Below are 18,329 nucleotides of genomic sequence, written 5' to 3'. Positions count from 1 at the left end.
TGGCGGTGGTGTGCGCGGCGGCGGGTAGCGCGGTGGAGGTGACGGCGGTGGCGCCGAGTAGCGCGGCCGCGAGGCCCTGCATCGGTCCCGGCATGCGCAGCGCGATCCGCCATCGCAGCCGAGCCGCGACGGCCGTGTGTACGCGGCGGGCGATGGCGGTGGCGAGCATGGCCCAGAGCAGCCAGGCGCTGGTCTGCAGCAGTGTGGTGAGGAACCCGGTGGTCAGGGGCTGGTGCAGCCACGCCCGCAGCTGGCGGTCAGATGGCATCGTGGGCGTCGGCCAGCCTGCCAGATACAGCAGCACGAGTGGCGCCGCCGCGAGCACGACCGCGGCGACCCCCGCTGTCGAGACCGGTGGTTTCACTCTTCCCTCCTCCCCTGCGTCGTTCATCCGTGGCGACCGATGCGGTCGTGACACCGAACGTAGGAGAAAGGCGGGCGGTTGAGGCCGGGTGCGGGTCTAACAGCACCTAACACCGTCTAACACAACCTTACAGTGCGCCGCGAGGCGCTGTTGTTCGAGTGGAGGTGAAACACCACCACCGTCTATCTGTCGCAGCAGGTGGGCGTAGCTGAGGGCAGCCTGATCCGGGTGGTGCCGGGGAGGGTGGAAGCGGCCCTGACAAAGCCGGGATGCGTCAGTACTGCCAGATGGCGTGGGTCCGGCAAGCGAGACGGAGAGGAGTACGCGAGGAACCGGCGTTAATAAGCCCCTCAATGTGTAACCGGCTCGAACCTGGTGGATATGGGCCGGGTGCGGTGCTTTCCCGATGTGTTGTGAGGCAGCGGGGATCTCCCGAGCGGTGTGATGGTTCGCGAGGCCACGGGGAAGGTCTGCGGCGTACCTGTGGCGATGCCGCAGGGGCATAGTCGGGCTCCTACTTCGACGAACGAACAGCAGTGAACGCGGGAACCACCTGGTCACGGTTCCCGGGTCGGCCGGCGGCCAGCCGGTCGGGTCGGGATAGGCGCACCGACCGCTGAACGGGCCGGGTGGGGCGGAGCCGTCGTAGTACTCCGGGCCGGAGAGAGTCCGGCACATGGGGAAGGACGGCAGCGGATTCGAGAAGGGATGGATGCTGTAATGCCGGAAGACGCGACGCCGAACGGCGACGCTCCGTCGGTGCGGCCGTTGGGTCCGCATGGGCGGGTATCGGAGATGCAGGCCAAGCTTCATCGTTGGGCGGCGGCCGAGCCTGGCCGCCGGTTTGATGACCTGTTCAACCTCGTGCACCACCCGGCGACGCTGTTGTTGGCGTTTGATCGGGTGGCGGGCAATCTGGGAGCGCGTACCGCTGGCGTGGACGGCCTGACGGTCGCCGACGTGGAGCAGTACATCGGCGTCCCCGGGTTTCTGGACGACCTACGTGCCCAGGTGAAGGCGGGCACGTTCCGGCCGCTGCCGGTGCGGGAGCGAAGGATCCCGAAGCCGGGCGGGTCGGGTAAGGTCCGCAAGCTCGGTATTCCGACTGTCGCGGACCGGGTCGTTCAGGCGGCGTTGAAGCTGGTGCTGGAACCGATATTCGAGGCCGACTTCGCGCCGGTCTCGTACGGGTTCCGGCCCAAGCGGCGGGCCCAGGACGCGATCGCTGAGATCCACCAGTACGGGAGCAAAGGCTACCGGTGGGTGCTGGACGCGGACATCGAAGCGTGTTTCGACTCGATCGACCACGTGGTGCTGATGGACCGCATCCGGCACAGGATCAAGGACAAGCGGGTTCTGGCGCTGGTGAAGGCGTTCCTGAAGGCCGGAGTTCTGACCGAACTCGGCGAGCGGGAAGCCACGCACTCCGGCACGCCGCAGGGTGGCATCCTGTCCCCGCTGTTGGCCAACATCGCGCTGTCGGCGCTCGATGAGCACCTGATGGCACCGTGGAAGCCAGGCGGGCCGATGTCCACCGGCACACGCCGGCACTACCGGCGCGGCAAGGGGTTGCCGACGTGGCGGCTGGTCCGCTACGCCGACGACTTCGTGGTCCTCGTGCACGGCACCGAGGACCACGTCCACGCGCTGCGCGAGGACGTCGCGACCATGCTGGCACCACTCGGACTGCGGCTGTCCGCAGCCAAAACCCAGGTGGTGCACATGAGCGACGGGTTCGACTTCCTGGGGTTCCACAGCCAGTGGCGCCGCAAGCGAGGCACGAACAAGTGGTACGTGTACACCTTCATCGCCAAACGACCGATCCGGTCGCTGAAGACGAAGATCCGTGCACTGACCCGCAGGACATCACAGCAGGACCTCGGATACGTGCTGACCAGGATCAACCAGGTCATGCACGGCTGGGCCAACTATTTCCGCCATGCCGTGGCGAAGCACACCTTCAACATGCTGGACACGTTCACGTTCTGGCGCGTGGTCAGCATGATAACCACACGGCGCAGGTGGAGGTGGAAGGAATTCCGCCGCCGCCACATCACCCCAGAGGGGCACTGGCAGCAGCCGACCGCCAGCGGGATCGAACTCCAGCGGATAGCCGCGATCCACGTGACGCGCTACCGCTACCGAGGAACCAAGATCCCTAACCCGTGGACCGCAACCATCAACACCTAACGACAGAACCCGTGGAGAGCCCGTTGCGTGGAGACACGCACGGCGGGTTCGGCGAGCGGCCTGGAGAAACGGGCCAGCGGCAACGCTGGAACCGCGCTCCAGGCCGACTCAACACCGCAGGTCAGACCCGGTGCTGCCCATATGGGCCTCGCCGCTGAGGGGCGGTCGCGGTTGCTGACAACGGGCCCGATCACCGTGATGCGGCGACCACGCCGGCAGCCGCCCCACCTGCTTTCACCGCGCCCGGTCGGTCGGATGAGGCCCGGCCAGGTGCCATTCGGGACGGTATTGCGGTGCGGGACCGAGCTGGCGGTCAGGTGCCGCCGCGTATGAGCGTGCCGTCGGCAGTGAGACCGGCGGTGGCGAGTCGCCGCGTGTACCGGTCGGTCAGCTCGGCGGCGGCAGCGTGCTCGCCCAGGTCGGTGAGGATGCGCGCGGCCTGCTGGTGGAGGTCGGCGTTGTACGGGTCGACGCGGATGCCGTCCTGTAGGTAGGCCAGTGCCTGGCGGGGGTGGGATGCGGCGGCGGCGAGGGCGGCGTAGGCGTCGAGGACGTGGCGGCGGGTGGATTCGCGGTGCGGGTCGAGCCATGCCCAGGTGTGTCCGGCGGCGAGGTCGCCGGTGTAGGCGTCGACGACGGCCTGCCAGGCGGTGGAGGGGTCGGTGAGGGTGGCGGCGGCGCGGTCGACCGCACGGTGGAAGTGCCACAGGTCGACGTCGACGTGGTCGGGGTGCAGGCGGTAGCGGTCGCCCGTGCGGTCGATGATGGGCAGGCCGGTGGTGCGCGCGGCGGTGCGGAGTTCGCTGAGGGTGGTGTAGAGGCGTCCGGTGAGCCGCTGGCCGGGTAGTCCGGGCCAGAGGGCTTCGGCCATGAGATGGCTGTCGACCCCGTCGGGGTGCACGGCGAGGAAGACCAGGGCCTGCCGGGCGGCGGTGCGCCGCACCGTCAGGGCCGTGCCGTCAACGAGCAGTGCCGGTTCACCCAGGACTCGCACCAGCATCCGCTTGTCGGGGTGGATGGTGTCGTGGTGTGGGGCTGCGGGGCGCGGCACCCGCACCCGTACCTGCGGCTGGGATTGTGTGGGCGTGTCGGGTGTCGGTGGGTGCAGGTGGCCGGTGACGGTGAGCAGGTCCGTGGTGGCGACGGCGTCGAGCACACATACCCGCGGGCCGGCGGTTGTCGTGTCGGAGGCGTGGGTGTGGCCGCCTGCCTCGACGTGCCACGTCGTCACGTGCGGCCATGCCGCCAGCACGACCGCCGTCGCGCCGCTGGTGGTGAGGCTGCTCGGGGGCGGTTCGTCGAGGATCAGCACCCGCCGGCCACCTTCGGCGCCGTCTGGAAGGGCTGGCGTGACGTCGGCCGGCAGGGTCGTGGCGTGTGCGGCGGTGTCCACGATCCGCAGCCCTGCCGCGGGCCGCAGGTGTGGGGCGGCTGGTCCGAGCAGCATGTCCACGGCGCGGCGGGTGATCACCAGCTCCACCGTGTTCTGCCGCATGGCGGCGAGGAGTGCGGTGATCAGCAGTCCGCGGGCGGCGTCGAGCGCTCCGGGGCCGGTCAGCCCGACTTCGGTGGGAAAGAATCCGATCGGTGGTAGCCCTGCGGCCGGGGCGGGCGCCGGTGATGAGGGTCGGCTGCCGGTGGCGGCCTGGATGACGGCGACGGTCGCCGGGAGCGTCGCCAGGTCCTCCGCGTCCTCGGTGTGGCGGTGTGGTCGGGTGGGGCGGTAGGCGCGGCGGCGGCGCAGCCACACCAGCCCGGCCGCGGCGCTCACCTGCTCGGCGACGTCGCGGGGCAGCCACCCGCCGCGCACGGCGACCCCGTCGGCGGTGTCGCCCTGTTCGACGGTGTCGTGGCCGGTGCCAGTGGTGGTGGTTGTCCCCTGGTGGCTGGCCTCGGGGGTGGGGGTGGTCGGGTTGGCGATGGTCAGGGCGGCGGCGCCGGCCATGCCGGTGGCGGTGGCCTGCCACGGGGTGGGCAGCGGGAGGCGGCGTAGCCACCGCACGCCGGCCCACACACGGGTCGCGGTCGCGGCGGTCACGAGGTAGGCGACGAAGGCCCACAGCAGCCAGGCCAGCACCACCAGCAGCAGAATCAGGTTCTGTTCGGTGAGCGGGTCGCGGACCCACTGCCACAGCGCCACCCGCGGCGTGTCGACCGACGGCCAACCCACCATCCGGACCAGCAGGATCGGCGGACCCACCAGCAGGACGGCGGTCAGCAGCAGCGACGCGACGTGCCTCGGCCACCGCATCTCTCCTCACCCCCTACCGGCGTGCGCGTCACGAACGTGGTGTGCCAGGTGGGACAAGGTTGCGGCGGGGCTGGGTGGGTGCTGTGTAGAGGATGCGGGTCCACAGGCGAGCCAGCCACCACACGGTGACCGCGACGACATAAAGGCCGGCCACCGTTCCGGTGTTGTACCTGCCGACCAGGGTGGCGGTGAGGATCGCGAACGGGACACCCATCACCAGCCGCAACCACCACCCGGACACCAACGCGGTGATCACCCCGACACCGATCAGCAGCCCACCGAGACGACTCCCGAGCCCCAGCCACACCTCCATGCCGGGTGCATAGGTCGCGGGCAGCGACCACTGAACCAGCATCATCCCCACCGTGGCCGTCAACGTCGACGAGACGGGAAACGCGAGGAACTCCGACCAGCCGCCGCGCGGGGTACGCCACTGGCGGAACGCGATCAGCGCCAGCACCATCGCGACCAGCAGGATCGGCGCGACCGGGACCAAAGTCCAGCGCAGGAACGCCCCCAGTTCGGTGCCGATGTACTGGGACCCCACCACCGCGTACATGCCGACGACGGCCACACCGAGCCACGCCGAGGTGAGGATGCCGGTGGCGACCTGCGCGGCCGGGGACAGCGGCACCCCACTGTCGGTACGCGTCGCCAGCGTCGAACCGAGGACGGTGCCGGCGGCCAGGCAGGCGATCACGGCGAACACCGACGCCATCGCCACCTCACCCCAGTTCAGGAACGCCCACGGCCTCACCAGCCCCGAGTGCCATTCCGCGGTGAGCAGCGCGTGAGACACCAGCGCCAGCGACGCGAACCCGGGCACCGCGATCGCGACCGCCCGCCACAACGTCGGCAGCGGCTCTCCCACCACCGGCGTGCTCTGGTCGGTGGCCAGGCCGCCGGCGTCGGCCGCGCCACGGGCCGCCGCGAGCAGCGGATCCGGCACCAACATCGGCCGCAGCCCGGTCTCGGCCGCCATGACATCGGCCACCAGCGGCATCTGCGCCGTACCGCCCACACACCACAGCCCGGCGACAGTGGCCGGGTCCACCTCAGCGGCGTCGACCGCCTCCCGCACCAGCCCCGCCGCCCGCATCAGTGCCGGACGGGCGGCCTGCTCCACCACCAGATGATTCAGCACCACCGCCGATCCCGACGGCACGGGCACCGTCACCGCCGGATGCCCCGCCAGGGCGTGCTTCGCGCTGCGGAGGCTCGCCGTCAGCGCCCACCCGTCCCCCGCCGGCATCCCGCCGGGAGCCACCGCGGCCGTCAACGCCGCGTCGATGGCATCACCACCGGCGTCGCTGTCGGCGAGGGTGGACAGGACCTCGAAACCCACCGGGCTACGCCGCAGCACACTCACCTCAGCGCCGCCGCCCAGGTCACACACCACCACCACCGACCCCACCGGCAGCTGCACACCCCCGGCGAGCACGTGCGAGGCGACCGCCACCGGCGCCTCCACCAACCGCGGCTGCGGCAGACCCGCACGGTGAGCGGCGTGGCGTAGCCACGTGCGTCGCCGCGGGCCCCAGCCCGCCGGCACTACCAGCCGCACGTCCTCCACCGGCCCGTCGGCTACCGCCCGGACCTCATCCATGACCCGCCGCAGGGTTGCCGCCACCAGGTCCGAGGGTGCGACCTGTACGTCGGCCACGCTTACCTGCTCGTCGGCGGGGCGTCGGGGATGGGGAATAAAGCGCTGCGGATCGGCGGCGGCTGCCTGCCAGGCCCGTTGTCCCGTCACCACCGACCCATCGCGAGCGACGAGCACGGCGCTGGGTAACGCCGGCTCGCCGTCGAACAGCAGCGGTGACCAGGATCCGTCCGGCCAGGCTAGGACCGCGGTCGTCGTGGCGCTTCCACAATCGATCGCCAGCCGCGCCTGCCCCGCTCGCATACCCGACAGTCAAGCATGAGGATCACATTCACGTCATGCCTCAACTACAGCGAGCAGCTAAGCGGGAAGCCGGATCCGAGTGACCGCGGAGTGGTGAGGCACCGTACCGACCCACGCCTCCTGGTATGGCGAAAGCCGAGCTGGGCGTAGCAACCGACCGGTGTTGGAACTTGGCGTGCAGGTCCACGCGTAGTGAGGGTTGTGCGCCGCCGCTACCAAGATCGGCATATTAGGCGGTGCCTGCAGGTAGCTGGGTCTGCTCTTAACGCCGTTCATCCGCGAACTGTCCTGACTCCGATGGATGAGCCGGGACGCAAGGGCGATCGCGTGACAGTAGTGAGGGCGATGGACCAGGGTCGCGGGTAAGTCCCTGCGTATGCAGGCGGCAGGGCCTCTGCCTCCGGCTGCCGTCATTCGGGCCAGAGGTGCACCCGGAACCGCTCAATCCCGTCCAGCCGTCGCCATGCGGCGTGTGTCGTTGCGGCGTCGGCGTACAGGGTGCGGGTCTCCACCTCGCGCGCCGCCGCCTGGACCTCCTCCCGACCCTGATGCTCCACCATCACCCGGTACGTCCCTGGCGTCACCGATATCTCGCACACGATTTCCTCGTTGGCGTCGACACCGATGCGGCCGCTGACCACCGTGAGCCGCAACGGCCCCTCGTTGGGGTGCAGCGCCAACCGCACCCACGGACGGGTGAGCTGATGCCCACACCGGATGTGTAACACGGTCCCGGCGGTGGCGACCTTCTTTCCGCCCCGGCTGCCCGGGATCCGTGCCGCCTGGAACGCCGCGCGTTCGTCGGCGCGGGTGTCCACGCCGACGTCCCGTATCACGACCAAGCCGTTGCCCGTCGCCACTATGGCCTCTGCCGCCGTGCTCATCGTCGAGCCTTTCTCCTGAGCAGCGGTGGTGCCCCCGTGGGGGCACCACCGCGGCTGTTCACCTGCTGATTGCGACGAAGAACGCGTCTCCGTCGATAATGCGCTGCGGCTGGTAGAAGCCGATGTTCAGGTAACGCTGTCCGGACTCCTGATTGTCTATCTCGCTGATCAGGCGGGCTGAGCCGTGCCAGGTCTTCCAACCGTCCGGATTGCCGTCCGCTCCGCCGCTGCCGGTGTATGCGCCCTCCCGGGTCGAGGCCATCGGGTACTCGTCGCAATTGAGGTTCGGGGTGGCCGAACCCTCACCCCAGACATCTCTGCAGACCCTGCCGGCCCACTCGCGGTTGGTTGCCTGCAGTTGGCTGTCGACCAGGCGGTGTAGCGGCCGTTGATTGGCGCCGGCCTCCGGACGGTACTCACCAGGTGGGCTTTTGCCGAGGAAGGAGGGCCAGGTTCGCACCGGGTGGTGCAGTGCGTCGTCGATGTGCTGGATCGACTCCTCCACCCTGGACTCTCCGTTGTCGGCTCGCGCGATTGCCGCCAGGTCGTAGGTGGGAATGACGTCGGAGAAGACCGCTCCATGGTGTCTGCCGACGACGGCGCCAGCGGAGTCGAATCGGATGTCGGCCGTGGTCATGCCGTTCTCGATCCACGGATCGATCTGCGGGTTGACGGGCGTGATCGCCATGTTGAGCCGGACCAGCGCCTGCGCCCGGTAGTCGTTACCGATCCCGGTGTTGTTCGGCGAGGTCATGGTTACCCACATGTTGGGTATCGCCGCCCACTGACCGAGCGGCTGGCTGACCTCGGCGCCGGACGGGTTGCAGGTAATCAAGCTTCCGCAGCCGGTGAGGCTGACCCGCATCGGAGTGGTTTCCCGTTCGGCGCCCCCGAGCGCCTTCCAGTCGTCGAAGCTGAGGTAGAAATCGACCTGGCGGGTGCCGTTCTGTGCGATGCCGACCAGCGTGTAGTCGAATTCGACGCTGGCGATCGACGTGCTGCAGCCCCTACAGCGCAGCTCGACCTTGCGATGGCCGATGTGGCACCGATTGAAGCGGTCCATCATCCAGCCCTGCTGGGTCGATGCCTGTGCGGCGTGCTGGCTGCGGCAGATCCGCTTCACATCGTCCTGCGGCAGGGCGGCGGGCAGAGCGGTACTGGTCTGCGGCGGCGTGTTGTCCGGCGTGGGTGTGCTGCCGGAGGATTCCGTCACCAGCCAGCCAGTCGGTTCGGGCCGCGGGACGGCCGCTGTGGCGGGGGTGGCCGTGGCGAATACGCCGACCGCGGCGACCACCAGAGAGGCGAGTCTCCTCACGAAAGCTCCTTTCGGGGGCAGGGGCTGCCGAGACATGCGTAGAGCAGGCGTCCGTCCGCGGTGTCATAGACCATCGTGTAGCCCTGGTAGGTGAGGTCCGACCGCTTGCCCAAGCCGTTGACGGTGGCATCACCGGTGACAACGTGAACGTTCGTCCCGACCGGGGCGCCGTCGAGCGCGATGCCGCTTCGGCCGATCTCGTCGCTGGTTAGGGTCGCGACGCGGCTGCCGAGGGATTCCGTCCGCAGATCGCGTCCGGCCAACTTCTGGGCCTCGGCCGGCGTGACTGGCTTACGACGCTCGCTGGAGGTGGCGGCGCGGCCGGGTAACGCATTGCACTGCTTGCGGGCGGCGACGCACGCGGCCAAGCCGGGGACGGTCTCCAGGCAGCGGGCGGGGTCGTCGCCCAGACAATCGGCAAGCGCTCTCTGGTCGACACCGTTGTGCACGCCCGTGCTGGCCGTGTCCGGCGTTGGTGCCACAGCCGCCAGAGTGCCGGCCGCAGGCTTGCCGAGCGTCACACGGTCGACTTCGCCGGTACTACGCGCTGTTGTCGAGGAGGTGAAGCAGTAGGGGGGCGTGTTCGCCTCGCCCATCTCAAGCGAGAACGGGTCTGGTAGACCGCAGATGTTGCTTGAGAAGCCGGAAACCTGCCCCAGCGTCGGCCGGTGCCACACGTCGTTACCGTCCAGCAGTTGCAGCCGGTTTTCGAACGGAGTGGCCAGCGAGGCATATTCGGCATGGCGGGTGAGCAGGCCGTACTCGAGGTCACGGGTCCGGTTACCGGACGCGAACCGCGTCGTTCCAACATGGTTGAAGTCGTAGAACAGGTCCCACTCGCCCGCGTCGTTGCCGAGGCTCATCCAGGTGTGCATCGAACCATCGGCCAAGGTGGAGTCCGGTCTCTGGATGGCGTGGAACTCCTCTACCACGTACTCGTCTTCGATCCCCACCTCGAGCCAGTAGGCGGTGTGCGTGCTGGTGTCCGTCTCTGAGGAGTAGCTTCCGCGCCAGCCCATCTCGGCGTAGTCGTACCCAGGATTACCGTTACTGTTGTCCAACGGATCCCAGTTGACCTGGTTGGACATCTCGTTGTATCCGGGGCCCGACTCCGGATCGAACGGTGGTCCATCGAACGAGATCGGCTGCTGACGGAAGTTCAGCATGACACCACGCACCGGTTGCTCATCGTGGACGCAGAGCCCGATAAGAGGCCGGGAGTTGCAGTCGAACCCGCCGGTGCGGATTCTCCAGAATTGAGTGGTGAAGTACGAAGAGCAGGCCCACATGGTGGCCGGCTGCCCGTCCGCGCTGGTGAACAGGTCGAGGCAGCGACCGTCGGCCTTGTTGCGCAGGTCGAATCCGGCCGGCGACCAGGTTTGGGCGCTTCCGTTCGTCCATCGTTGGTTGTTGCCGTTGCCGCATGCGGCGAGTATCACGTCTGCCCCGTCTTGGGCCGCTGCTGGCTGCAGGCAGAGCCCGGAGGAGAGGTGTTTGATCCGGTAGGTCGGCGGATTGCCCGCTGCGACGAGCTCGAACGTCCACCGTTGGGACTTCACCGCCGCCGGCAGCCCGCTCCTGAACGTGCGGACCTTGACCTGGGTGCCGGCGGTGTCCGCATCGGTGGCCAGTACCTGCAGGTCGCCGTCTTCGGCTTGTCCGATAGCGACCGGGTCCGGCGCCGGCGCCGCCGCAGGTGCCGGCGCGCCCAACGCCAGAACCACGCCACTGCCGGCGACGACCGCGGCAAGGACGGCCGCGCATCGGGATCGAATTCTCTTCACCCATGCTCCTCTCGTGCGGACGAGGGCATGGCGAAGCGAGCAGCTCAAGGCGTCGCCGTCGAACGCTGCCCCCGTAGCCGCGTCGACGATGTGCACGATCAGGCTACGAAACGGATTAGTTGATTTCTATGGTTGACTTTCAGCGCGAACCTGGATATTTCACAGGTATGGATCTGATGCGGCGCGGCTGGCCGATCATCGTCACGGCGATGCTCGTGTTCGGTGCGAGCCTGCTGCCGTGGTTCCGCACCAGATGGGCGGACGGCGACGGCTGGGCCACCAACTCGGCGACCGCATGGGCGTCGTCCACCTGGTGGGCCGTTGCGGTGACCGCCTGCCTGCTCGCCGCCGCAGCCGGGCTGCTCGGCCTCCACCTGGCATCGGGGGCCATGCTGCGCTGGGGTGCCGCGGGCCTCGCCACGACCGCCGTCGCGGTCACCGCCGTGACATGGCTGCGCATTCCTCCGCTGACCGAGGGCACCGGCATGGCCTGGTCCGCCGCCGGCGCCGAGTCCCCCGGCGTCGGCGACATTGTCCGCGACGGCCTGGTGCTGGTCCGGATCGACGGGCTCACCCATGAGGTCGGCTGGGGCGTTCACGCCGGACTCGCAGCCATGGTGATGCTCACCGCCGTGCTAATCATCAAGGCCGTGCGACCCGGACGCCCCCGGTCCGACGCGAGACGCCTGGAAGTGATGCACCGCTCGCCCTGAAACGCGCCGCGCAAACCGTGCCCGCTGTAGCGAGCGCGTCAGCCGGAAAATCGGCGCCGACCGGCGCGCGGCGATCGACATCGGCAGCAGCTACAACGGCGGAAAGGCCGATGTGAGCATAGGGCCTGCGGGGTCGGAGGAACTGCGGCCATGTCTGCTGCAGGAGCTGGTCCTGTGCGACGCCGAGATGCACCACCGGTGGGCGGGCCTCATCGCCGTGGCGTCGCAACTCACCCGGCTGGCTTCCGTCGTCGACTCCGATTGATGATGCCGGCAAGGCCGGGCCGTGAGCAGTCCCCGGAGGCATCTATGCCCTCCTGTGGAACCGCCAGCAAACCGAGTGCGCGGGCCATTGGGCGGCGGCGCATCGGAGTCACCTTGCTCCTCGATTACGCAGCTGTCGCCCGGTGGTGCAGGTCGGTTGGTCGCCGCTTCCCCCGATCGGCGGCCAACCGACCTCCGGCATGTGCTGACCGGGGACGAGGTTCGGCCTGACGTGACGGCCCCACCCCGATGATCCAGGCGAATTACCGGCCGGCGCGCTCACTGCCACGAACGCTGGGCTACGTGCGGCTCGTACGAATCTGTACCTCCCAAGCCGTTCTGTAAGCCGCGGCAGGGAGAGGAAGAGCAGGTCGTTCGATGTGACGACCCCTCGCGGATAGGAAGAGTGACAGCACATGGATGTCGGCACGGTGAGCAGCGAAGGCCTCCGGAACACGATGGTCGACCACCTGGTCGCTGATCATGAGGCGAAAGGGCTGGTGATGCGGCCCGAGGTGGAGGCGGCGCTGCGGACGGTGCCTCGCGAGTTGTTCACGCCGGGCGTGGCGGTCGAGGAGGCGTACCGCGGCGACAGCGCGGTGGTCACGAAGCGGCGCGGTGAGGAGACGGTCAGTTCGGTGTCGGCGCCGTGGTTGATCGCGGAGATGCTGGGTCAGGCGGTCGATGCTCTCGATGGTCAGCGCGTCCAGCCGGTCGATTACCGCAACCTCGGTGCCGAGGAACTCGGCAGCGTCTACGAATCCCTGCTCGAACTCGACCCACGCGTCAACCTCGACGACCGGGCATTTCACCTGCTCAACGTCAAGGGCAACGACCGCAAAACCACGGGCTCCTACTACACACCCCCGAGTCTGGTATCGGCACTACTCGACACCACGCTCGACCCTCTGCTCCAAGAGACCGTCGCCGATGCGACTAGTCCGACGGACGCCGAGACACGCCTGCTCGCCCTGACCGTCTGCGACCCCGCCTGTGGATCCGGCCACTTCTTAGTCGCAGCAGCACGGCGGATTGCCCGCCGCCTCGCCCAGGTACGGTCCGGCGACGACGAACCCACGCCGGCGCAGATCCAGCACGCCCTCCGCGACGTCATCGGTCACTGTATCTATGGCGTCGATCTCAACGACCTAGCCGCTGAGCTGGCGAAGGTGTCGCTGTGGATGGAGGCGCTGGAGCCGGGCAAGCCTCTCGGCTTCCTCGACGCCCGCATCCGCGTCGGCAACTCCCTCCTCGGTGCCACCCCGGCGCTGCTTCGCGGGCCGCTGCCCGACGAAGCGTTCAAAGAGCTGACAGGCGACGACAAAAAGACGGCCGCCGCAGTCCGCAAGCGCAACAAAGCTCAGGTTATCCGCCACGACGGATACGCCCAGGACCTGCTGTTCATCGGGGGTCCGGACCCGTCCAATGCCGAACTGGCTGCGCAGCGCGCCGCGCTGCTCGAACTCCCCGACGACGTGAACCTGGTCCGCGACCAGGCAAGCCGCTGGCAGAGCCACGAGCAGTCAGCGAAGTACCGGGCACGCCGGGTACACGCCGACACCTGGTGTGCCGCATTCGTGTGGCCTATGCCGCCCACCGGGACCAACACGACACCCGAACCGCCCACTAATGCAATCATGCGAGCCATCGCCGGCGACCCGCTCAGCCCCACATACGCCCGCTTCACCGACTACGCAGAGCAAGTAGCTGCTCAGTATCGCTTCTTCCACTGGCATGTCGAGTTCCCTGAGGTCTTTCACGTCGACCAAGACACCGTAGAAGGCACCCCTCAGGGTTGGAGCGGTGGCTTCTCCTGTGTGCTCGGCAACCCGCCCTGGGAACGGGTCAAACTCCAGGAGAAGGAGTTCTTTGCCGCCCGGCACCCCGAGATCGCGACAGCCGCCAACGCGGCTACTCGCAAGCGGATGATCGCTGCATTGGACGATTCAGCAAGCGCCGCCGACCGAGCCCTCCACCGGGAATGGATGGACGCGCTCCGGGTGTCCGACGGCATCAGCGCATTAATTCGCGAGTCTGGGCGGTACCCGTTAACCGCCACCGGCGACATCAACACCTACGCCATCTTCGCCGAGGCAGCCCGCTCGATCATGGGAACAGTCGGGCGGCTTGGAATTGTCGTCCCAACTGGCATTGCCACCGACTCGACCACCCAGCGGTTCTTCAGAGACCTCGTCGAACGCCAGAACCTCGTGGCACTGCACGACTTCGAGAATGAAGACAAGGTCTTCCCGAACGTTCACAACCAGTACCGGTTTGCCCTCCTCGCCCTGTCGGGACGACGGTCACCCCGAGCTTCCATGGCGTTTCGGGTGCGCCAAGCGGCTCAGATTCTGGACCGTGCCTACTCGATCACGCCCGAGGAAATCCTGCTCCTCAACCCGAACACTGGCACTTGCCCTGTCTTCGTCTCCCGGCGCGATGCAGAGATAACTATCGGAATTTACCACCGCATGCCGGTTCTCTGGCGCAGCGGTGACATCGACGACAATCCGTGGGGCCTGTCGTTCATGGCCATGCTGCACATGGCCAACGACTCGGGACACTTCATTATCGGGGAGAAGGCCGATGCGGACGGCTGGTCGCGTCGGGGGAACTTCTACCGCCGCGGCGGCGAGCGGCTACTGCCGCTGTACGAAGCAAAGATGGCGCACCACTTCGACCACCGCTTCTCAACATACGAGGGCGCGACCCAGGAACAACTCAACAAGGGAACGCTGCCGCGGCTCGATGACCGCGCCCACGCTGACCCGACGCACGGGCCGCTTCCAAGATACTGGGTGCCCGAAGGTCTCGTTGAGGACAAGCTCGCCGGAGATGAGGACCGAGGCAAGGCGGATTGGCCGAATGACTGGCTCCTCGGCTGGCGTGACATTGCCCGGGGAGTGGATGAGAGGACGTTGATTACCACAGCGATACCGCGGGTTGGCGTAGGTGATAAGTACCTGCTCGCCCTTCCGCAGCAGCAGCCTGCAGCAGCGCTGCAAGCAAACCTCAGCGCCTTCGTCCTCGACTACACGGCCAGGCAGAAAGCATCCGGGGCGTCGTTCAAGTACTTCCTTATGAAGCAGCTCCCGGTGTTACCGCCCGGGACGTACGCAACCGAAGCGCCTTGGCAGGCGGGTACCGATCTGGGGTCGTGGGTCACCGCGCGTGTCCTGGAGCTGAGCTACACGACGTACGATCTCGGAGGCTTCGCCCGCGACCACGGCGACGACGGGCCGCCGTTCGTCTGGGATCGACCCCGTCGCGCGCTGCTCCGCGCCGAGTTGGATGCCGCCTACTTCCACCTCTACGGCGTGTGCCGGGAGGATGTCGACTACATCATGGACACCTTTAAGGTTGTCCGAGAACGCGACGAAAAGGCACACGGCGAGTACCGCACCAAGGGGCTGATCCTAGACACGTATGACGCCATGCAGCACGCGATCGACAGCGGCAAGCCGTATGAGACGGTCTTGAATCCACCGCCTGGTCAAGGCCTGCGGCATCCGGCACGAGAAGAGGCGAGCGCATGAGCGACGACGTCATCATCCCGTCACGTCACGATGAGCTGGTCCGCCAGGTAGGCCGGGACCTCATTGATCAGGGTCTGCGTCAGGGACGGTCGCTGTTCACGCCCGACCGGTCGGTGTGGAATCTGGATGTCGCCCAGGACCTGCACCGCTGGTACAACGAGCAGCCTGATCTGGGCAAAGACCCGTTCATGGTGAAGCTCCAGCGTCAGCTCGCCTCGGCGTCGGATGAGGCAATCCAGTTGGCGGCAGAGCTGCTGACGCTGCAGGGACTACCGCTGCTGAACCTGACGCCAGAGAAGCTGCGCGAGCGGGTGCTGACGGTGCTGAGCTGGATGCGGCAGCCCGTCGCGGTGCCCGAGCGTGTGTTGGCGGCTTTTACGCAGGGCACATGGAACGGCGGAACCGGCGCCCACACCATGCTGTGGAAATGGCTGGTGGACGCCGTCGAGTTGGTGTGCAACTGGTGGGTGCTGCCGGCGGAGCAGCGAGAGCAGGCGTTCACCGGCCCTTGGGCCTGGCAGGCTGCTATCTACCAGCACAAGATCATGCCGTCGCTACGGGAGGAGTTGCTGTACCTCGCCTACCCAACGCACTTCCTGCCGATCCTGAACATGGCGCACAAGAAGGCGATCCGGGCCGCGTTTGCTGAGCCGGACACGGCGCTCACCGGCGACCTCAACCGCGACCTATTCGAGATCACCGTCCATCTCCAGCGCGAGGCAGGGCAGGCGGTGGACTATTACCAGCCGCCGTTCATCGCACAGTGGCGCAAGCAGGCCGACCGGCCGCCTGGTGAGCGCCGCGCCTGGCTCGTACGACCCCGCCAAGGCGGGCACGAACTTGCCACCCGCTGGACGGGCGAGTCGTTCGTCTCTTTGGCAGCGTCCCACTTCGGCGACGTGCCGCCCGGGGCCTCAAAGTCCGAGGTTCGGGCCACAGTCGATTCCGGCTACCAGCACCTCGACTATGCCCAGCGGGTGGCGCTGGCCAACGAGTACCACGCGTTCCTGTCCCAGATGGATAGCGACGACATCGTGGTGACGCTTGTCGATGACCACCTGTACCTGGGCGTCATCGACGGGGACCCGGAGTACCACGCGGCCGACAGCGGTGCGCGACTGCGTCGTCCAGCCGGCTGGCTGGCGACTCCCCCACTGCCGGTCGAGACGCTGCCGGCACCGATACCGGCCGAACTGGATCAGCAAGGCACGGTCGTCGACCTGACCGGCGCGCTGGAGGTGCTGTCAGCACTTGTGGACGCCAGCGCGGAGTCGTCCGATACGGTTGAGCCGTCCGAGCGGATCCCACCGCCTGCACGCGTCGTTCCGAAGCTGCCGAACGCGACCGAGGATCTTGCGACCAGGCTGTACATCGCCCGGCCGTGGCTACAAGACCTCATCGAGCTGTGGCAGGACCGTTCGCAGATCATCTTGTACGGACCGCCGGGAACAGGAAAGACGTACCTCGCCCGAGCGCTCGCCGCGCATGTCGCCGAGCGAGATGCCGTACGGTTGGTGCAATTCCATCCGTCGTACGCCTACGAGGACTTCTTCGAGGGCTTCCGGCCCGTCGAAGGGGCCGATGGCGGGTCGGTCGCCTTCGCCAAGACGCCTGGGCCGCTGCGTGAGATCGCGGTTGAGGCACGCGACAATCCCGAGCGGCCGTACGTACTGATCGTGGATGAGATCAACCGGGCCAACCTAGCCAAGGTGTTCGGTGAGCTTTACTTCCTGCTGGAGTACCGCGACGCCACCATTCGGTTGCAGTACTCACCATCCGAGGCGTTCAACCTGCGGGGCTTACCCCCGGATCTTGGACACGGGGTTATGCGGCGGGGGCCAGCATAGCGGGCGTCGTTCGGATGCGGTTCTCGTAGGTGATCGGGGATTGTTGTCCGAGCCCCGAGTGGCGGCGGACGGTGTTGTAGCGGTGCAGCCATCGGAACGAGGCCAGGCGTGCTTCGCGTTCGTCGGTGAACGCTCGGCGGCCTTGCAGGGTCTCGCGTTTGAAGGTCGCGTTGAAGGCTTCGGCGAGGGCGTTGTCGGCGGAGCTGCCGATCTTGCTCATCGACTGCCGAACGCCGGCGGTGGTGCAGGCGGCAGCGAAGGCATTGGACGTGTATTGAGCTCCGTGGTCGGTGTGCATGATCGCCCCGTGGAGGCTGCCGCGGGTCCGTTGCGTGGCGTGCAGGGCGTCGATGACCAGATCAGTGCGCATGTGATCGGCGATCGCCCAGCCCGCCAAGCGTCGTGAGTGCAGGTCGATAACCGTTGCCAGATAAAGGAATCCGCGTTCACCGACCGGTAGGTAGGTGATGTCGCCGACGTAGCGCTGGTTCACCGCCTCGGCGGTGAAGTCCCGGCCGATCAGGTCCGGTGCCTTCTGCGCGGCGGGGTCGGCGATGGTGGTCTGCACCCGCCGGCGCAGCCGCAGGCCCTGGATCCGGTAGCGGCGCATCACCCGGGCCACTTTCTTGTGGTTGACCCGCTCGCCCCGGTCGTGGAGCTCGGCGGTGACCCGTGGCGCGCCGTAGGTGCCGTCATGACGGGCGTGCACAAGGCGGATCCGGGCGGCCAGAGCCGCGTCCGCAGCGTCACGAGCAGTTCGCGACCCGGCGGTGGCCTTCCAGTAGTAGAAGCTGGACCGGGCGATGTTCAGGATCTGACACAACCGCTTCACGCCGTAGCGTGCCTGGTGGTCGGCGACGAACTGGAAGCGGTTCACCAGCGCGTCTCCCCGGCGAAATACCGGGCCGCCTTCCGCAGAATGTCCCGCTCCTCCTCCAACTCGCGGACCCGGCGCCGCAACTCGGCGTTCTCTTGCTCGACCGAGGCGGCCTCGCCGCCGGCCACGGCCGGCCGTGGCGTACGCGCACCGCCGCCACGACGCTCGTCGTCGAGCCGCACCCAGCTGCGCAGGGTCTCCCGGTTCACACCCAGGTCATCAGCGATCGAGGCGATAGTCGCGCCCGGCCTGGACCGATACAACGCGACCGCCTCGGCCTTGAACTCGGGCGGATAGTGCTTATTCACCATGATCTTTCAGGACTCCTGACTCCCAGGACCATCACGATCCCAGGTTCAAGTGTCCAAGATCAGGGGGCAAGGCCCTGCCCCCGAACG

General features: G+C 67.7%; 10 protein-coding genes. 4 read left to right on the top strand and 6 right to left on the bottom strand.

Annotated features, from left to right (window positions below):
* The first annotated feature begins 1,159 nt into the window (after positions 1-1,159).
* Positions 1,160-2,554 (top strand): group II intron reverse transcriptase/maturase, encoded by a 1,395-nt coding sequence (gene ltrA / locus O7601_RS17460; protein WP_281562172.1) that lies wholly within the window; start codon positions 1,160-1,162, stop codon positions 2,552-2,554.
* 313 nt (positions 2,555-2,867) lie between these two features.
* Here ltrA and O7601_RS17455 read toward each other — a convergent pair whose 3' ends face one another.
* The 5 genes from O7601_RS17455 to O7601_RS17435 form a co-directional block, all read right to left on the bottom strand.
* On the bottom strand, positions 2,868-4,805 hold the full coding sequence (locus O7601_RS17455; RefSeq protein WP_281562171.1) for a BTAD domain-containing putative transcriptional regulator: 1,938 nt from the start codon (positions 4,803-4,805) through the stop codon (positions 2,868-2,870).
* Between the two features lie 28 nt (positions 4,806-4,833).
* Positions 4,834-6,711: an Hsp70 family protein gene (locus tag O7601_RS17450; RefSeq protein WP_281562170.1), complete on the bottom strand. Its 1,878-nt coding sequence runs from the start codon at positions 6,709-6,711 to the stop codon at positions 4,834-4,836.
* Between the two features lie 410 nt (positions 6,712-7,121).
* Positions 7,122-7,595 carry a hypothetical protein gene (locus tag O7601_RS17445; RefSeq protein ID WP_281562169.1) on the bottom strand — a complete coding sequence of 158 codons (474 nt, stop codon included), beginning with the start codon at positions 7,593-7,595 and terminating at the stop codon, positions 7,122-7,124.
* 58 nt (positions 7,596-7,653) lie between these two features.
* Entirely contained in the window at positions 7,654-8,910 is a 1,257-nt protein-coding gene (locus O7601_RS17440; RefSeq protein WP_281562168.1) for a hypothetical protein, read from the bottom strand.
* Positions 8,907-10,694, bottom strand: coding sequence for an RICIN domain-containing protein (locus O7601_RS17435; protein ID WP_281562167.1), 1,788 nt, complete (start codon positions 10,692-10,694; stop codon positions 8,907-8,909). Before O7601_RS17435 ends, O7601_RS17440 begins: the two co-directional genes overlap by 4 nt.
* A gap of 167 nt (positions 10,695-10,861) precedes the next feature.
* Between O7601_RS17435 and O7601_RS17430 the strand changes: the two genes are divergently transcribed.
* The 3 genes from O7601_RS17430 (at position 10,862) to O7601_RS17420 (ending at position 17,054) form a co-directional block, all read left to right on the top strand.
* Positions 10,862-11,407 (top strand): hypothetical protein, encoded by a 546-nt coding sequence (locus tag O7601_RS17430; RefSeq protein WP_281562166.1) that lies wholly within the window; start codon positions 10,862-10,864, stop codon positions 11,405-11,407.
* Positions 11,408-12,087: 680 nt separating this feature from the next.
* Complete coding sequence (locus tag O7601_RS17425; RefSeq protein WP_281562165.1) at positions 12,088-15,207, top strand: DNA methyltransferase; 3,120 nt, start codon at positions 12,088-12,090, stop codon at positions 15,205-15,207.
* The gene (locus O7601_RS17420) at positions 15,204-17,054 is read left to right on the top strand and encodes an AAA family ATPase (RefSeq protein ID WP_281562164.1); all 1,851 of its coding nucleotides are present in this window, start codon (positions 15,204-15,206) and stop codon (positions 17,052-17,054) included. Before O7601_RS17425 ends, O7601_RS17420 begins: the two co-directional genes overlap by 4 nt.
* Here O7601_RS17420 and O7601_RS17415 read toward each other — a convergent pair.
* Positions 17,032-18,242, bottom strand: a protein-coding gene (locus tag O7601_RS17415) for an IS3 family transposase (protein ID WP_281562163.1) whose coding sequence is annotated in 2 segments (ribosomal slippage) — positions 17,032-17,942 and positions 17,942-18,242 — 1,212 coding nt in all. Because the reading frame shifts where the segments join, the coding sequence is not laid out codon by codon here. The genes O7601_RS17420 and O7601_RS17415 overlap by 23 nt on opposite strands.
* Between the last annotated feature and the right edge of the window lie 87 nt (positions 18,243-18,329).

Origin of the sequence: Verrucosispora sp. WMMD573 (assembly GCF_027497175.1) — a bacterium.
GTDB lineage: Bacteria > Actinomycetota > Actinomycetes > Mycobacteriales > Micromonosporaceae > Micromonospora.
This window is presented reverse-complemented; position numbering and strand designations above follow the sequence as displayed.

Excerpts from the sequence above, each read along its gene's own strand:
- ltrA (WP_281562172.1), top strand. The coding sequence starts at position 1,160 with ATGCAGGCCAAGCTTCATCGTTGGGCGGCGGCCGAGCCTGGCCGCCGG.
- O7601_RS17455 (WP_281562171.1), bottom strand. The coding sequence starts at position 4,805 with ATGCGGTGGCCGAGGCACGTCGCGTCGCTGCTGCTGACCGCCGTCCTG.
- O7601_RS17450 (WP_281562170.1), bottom strand. The coding sequence starts at position 6,711 with ATGCGAGCGGGGCAGGCGCGGCTGGCGATCGATTGTGGAAGCGCCACG.
- O7601_RS17445 (WP_281562169.1), bottom strand. The coding sequence starts at position 7,595 with ATGAGCACGGCGGCAGAGGCCATAGTGGCGACGGGCAACGGCTTGGTC.
- O7601_RS17430 (WP_281562166.1), top strand. The coding sequence starts at position 10,862 with ATGGATCTGATGCGGCGCGGCTGGCCGATCATCGTCACGGCGATGCTC.
- O7601_RS17425 (WP_281562165.1), top strand. The coding sequence starts at position 12,088 with ATGGATGTCGGCACGGTGAGCAGCGAAGGCCTCCGGAACACGATGGTC.
- O7601_RS17420 (WP_281562164.1), top strand. The coding sequence starts at position 15,204 with ATGAGCGACGACGTCATCATCCCGTCACGTCACGATGAGCTGGTCCGC.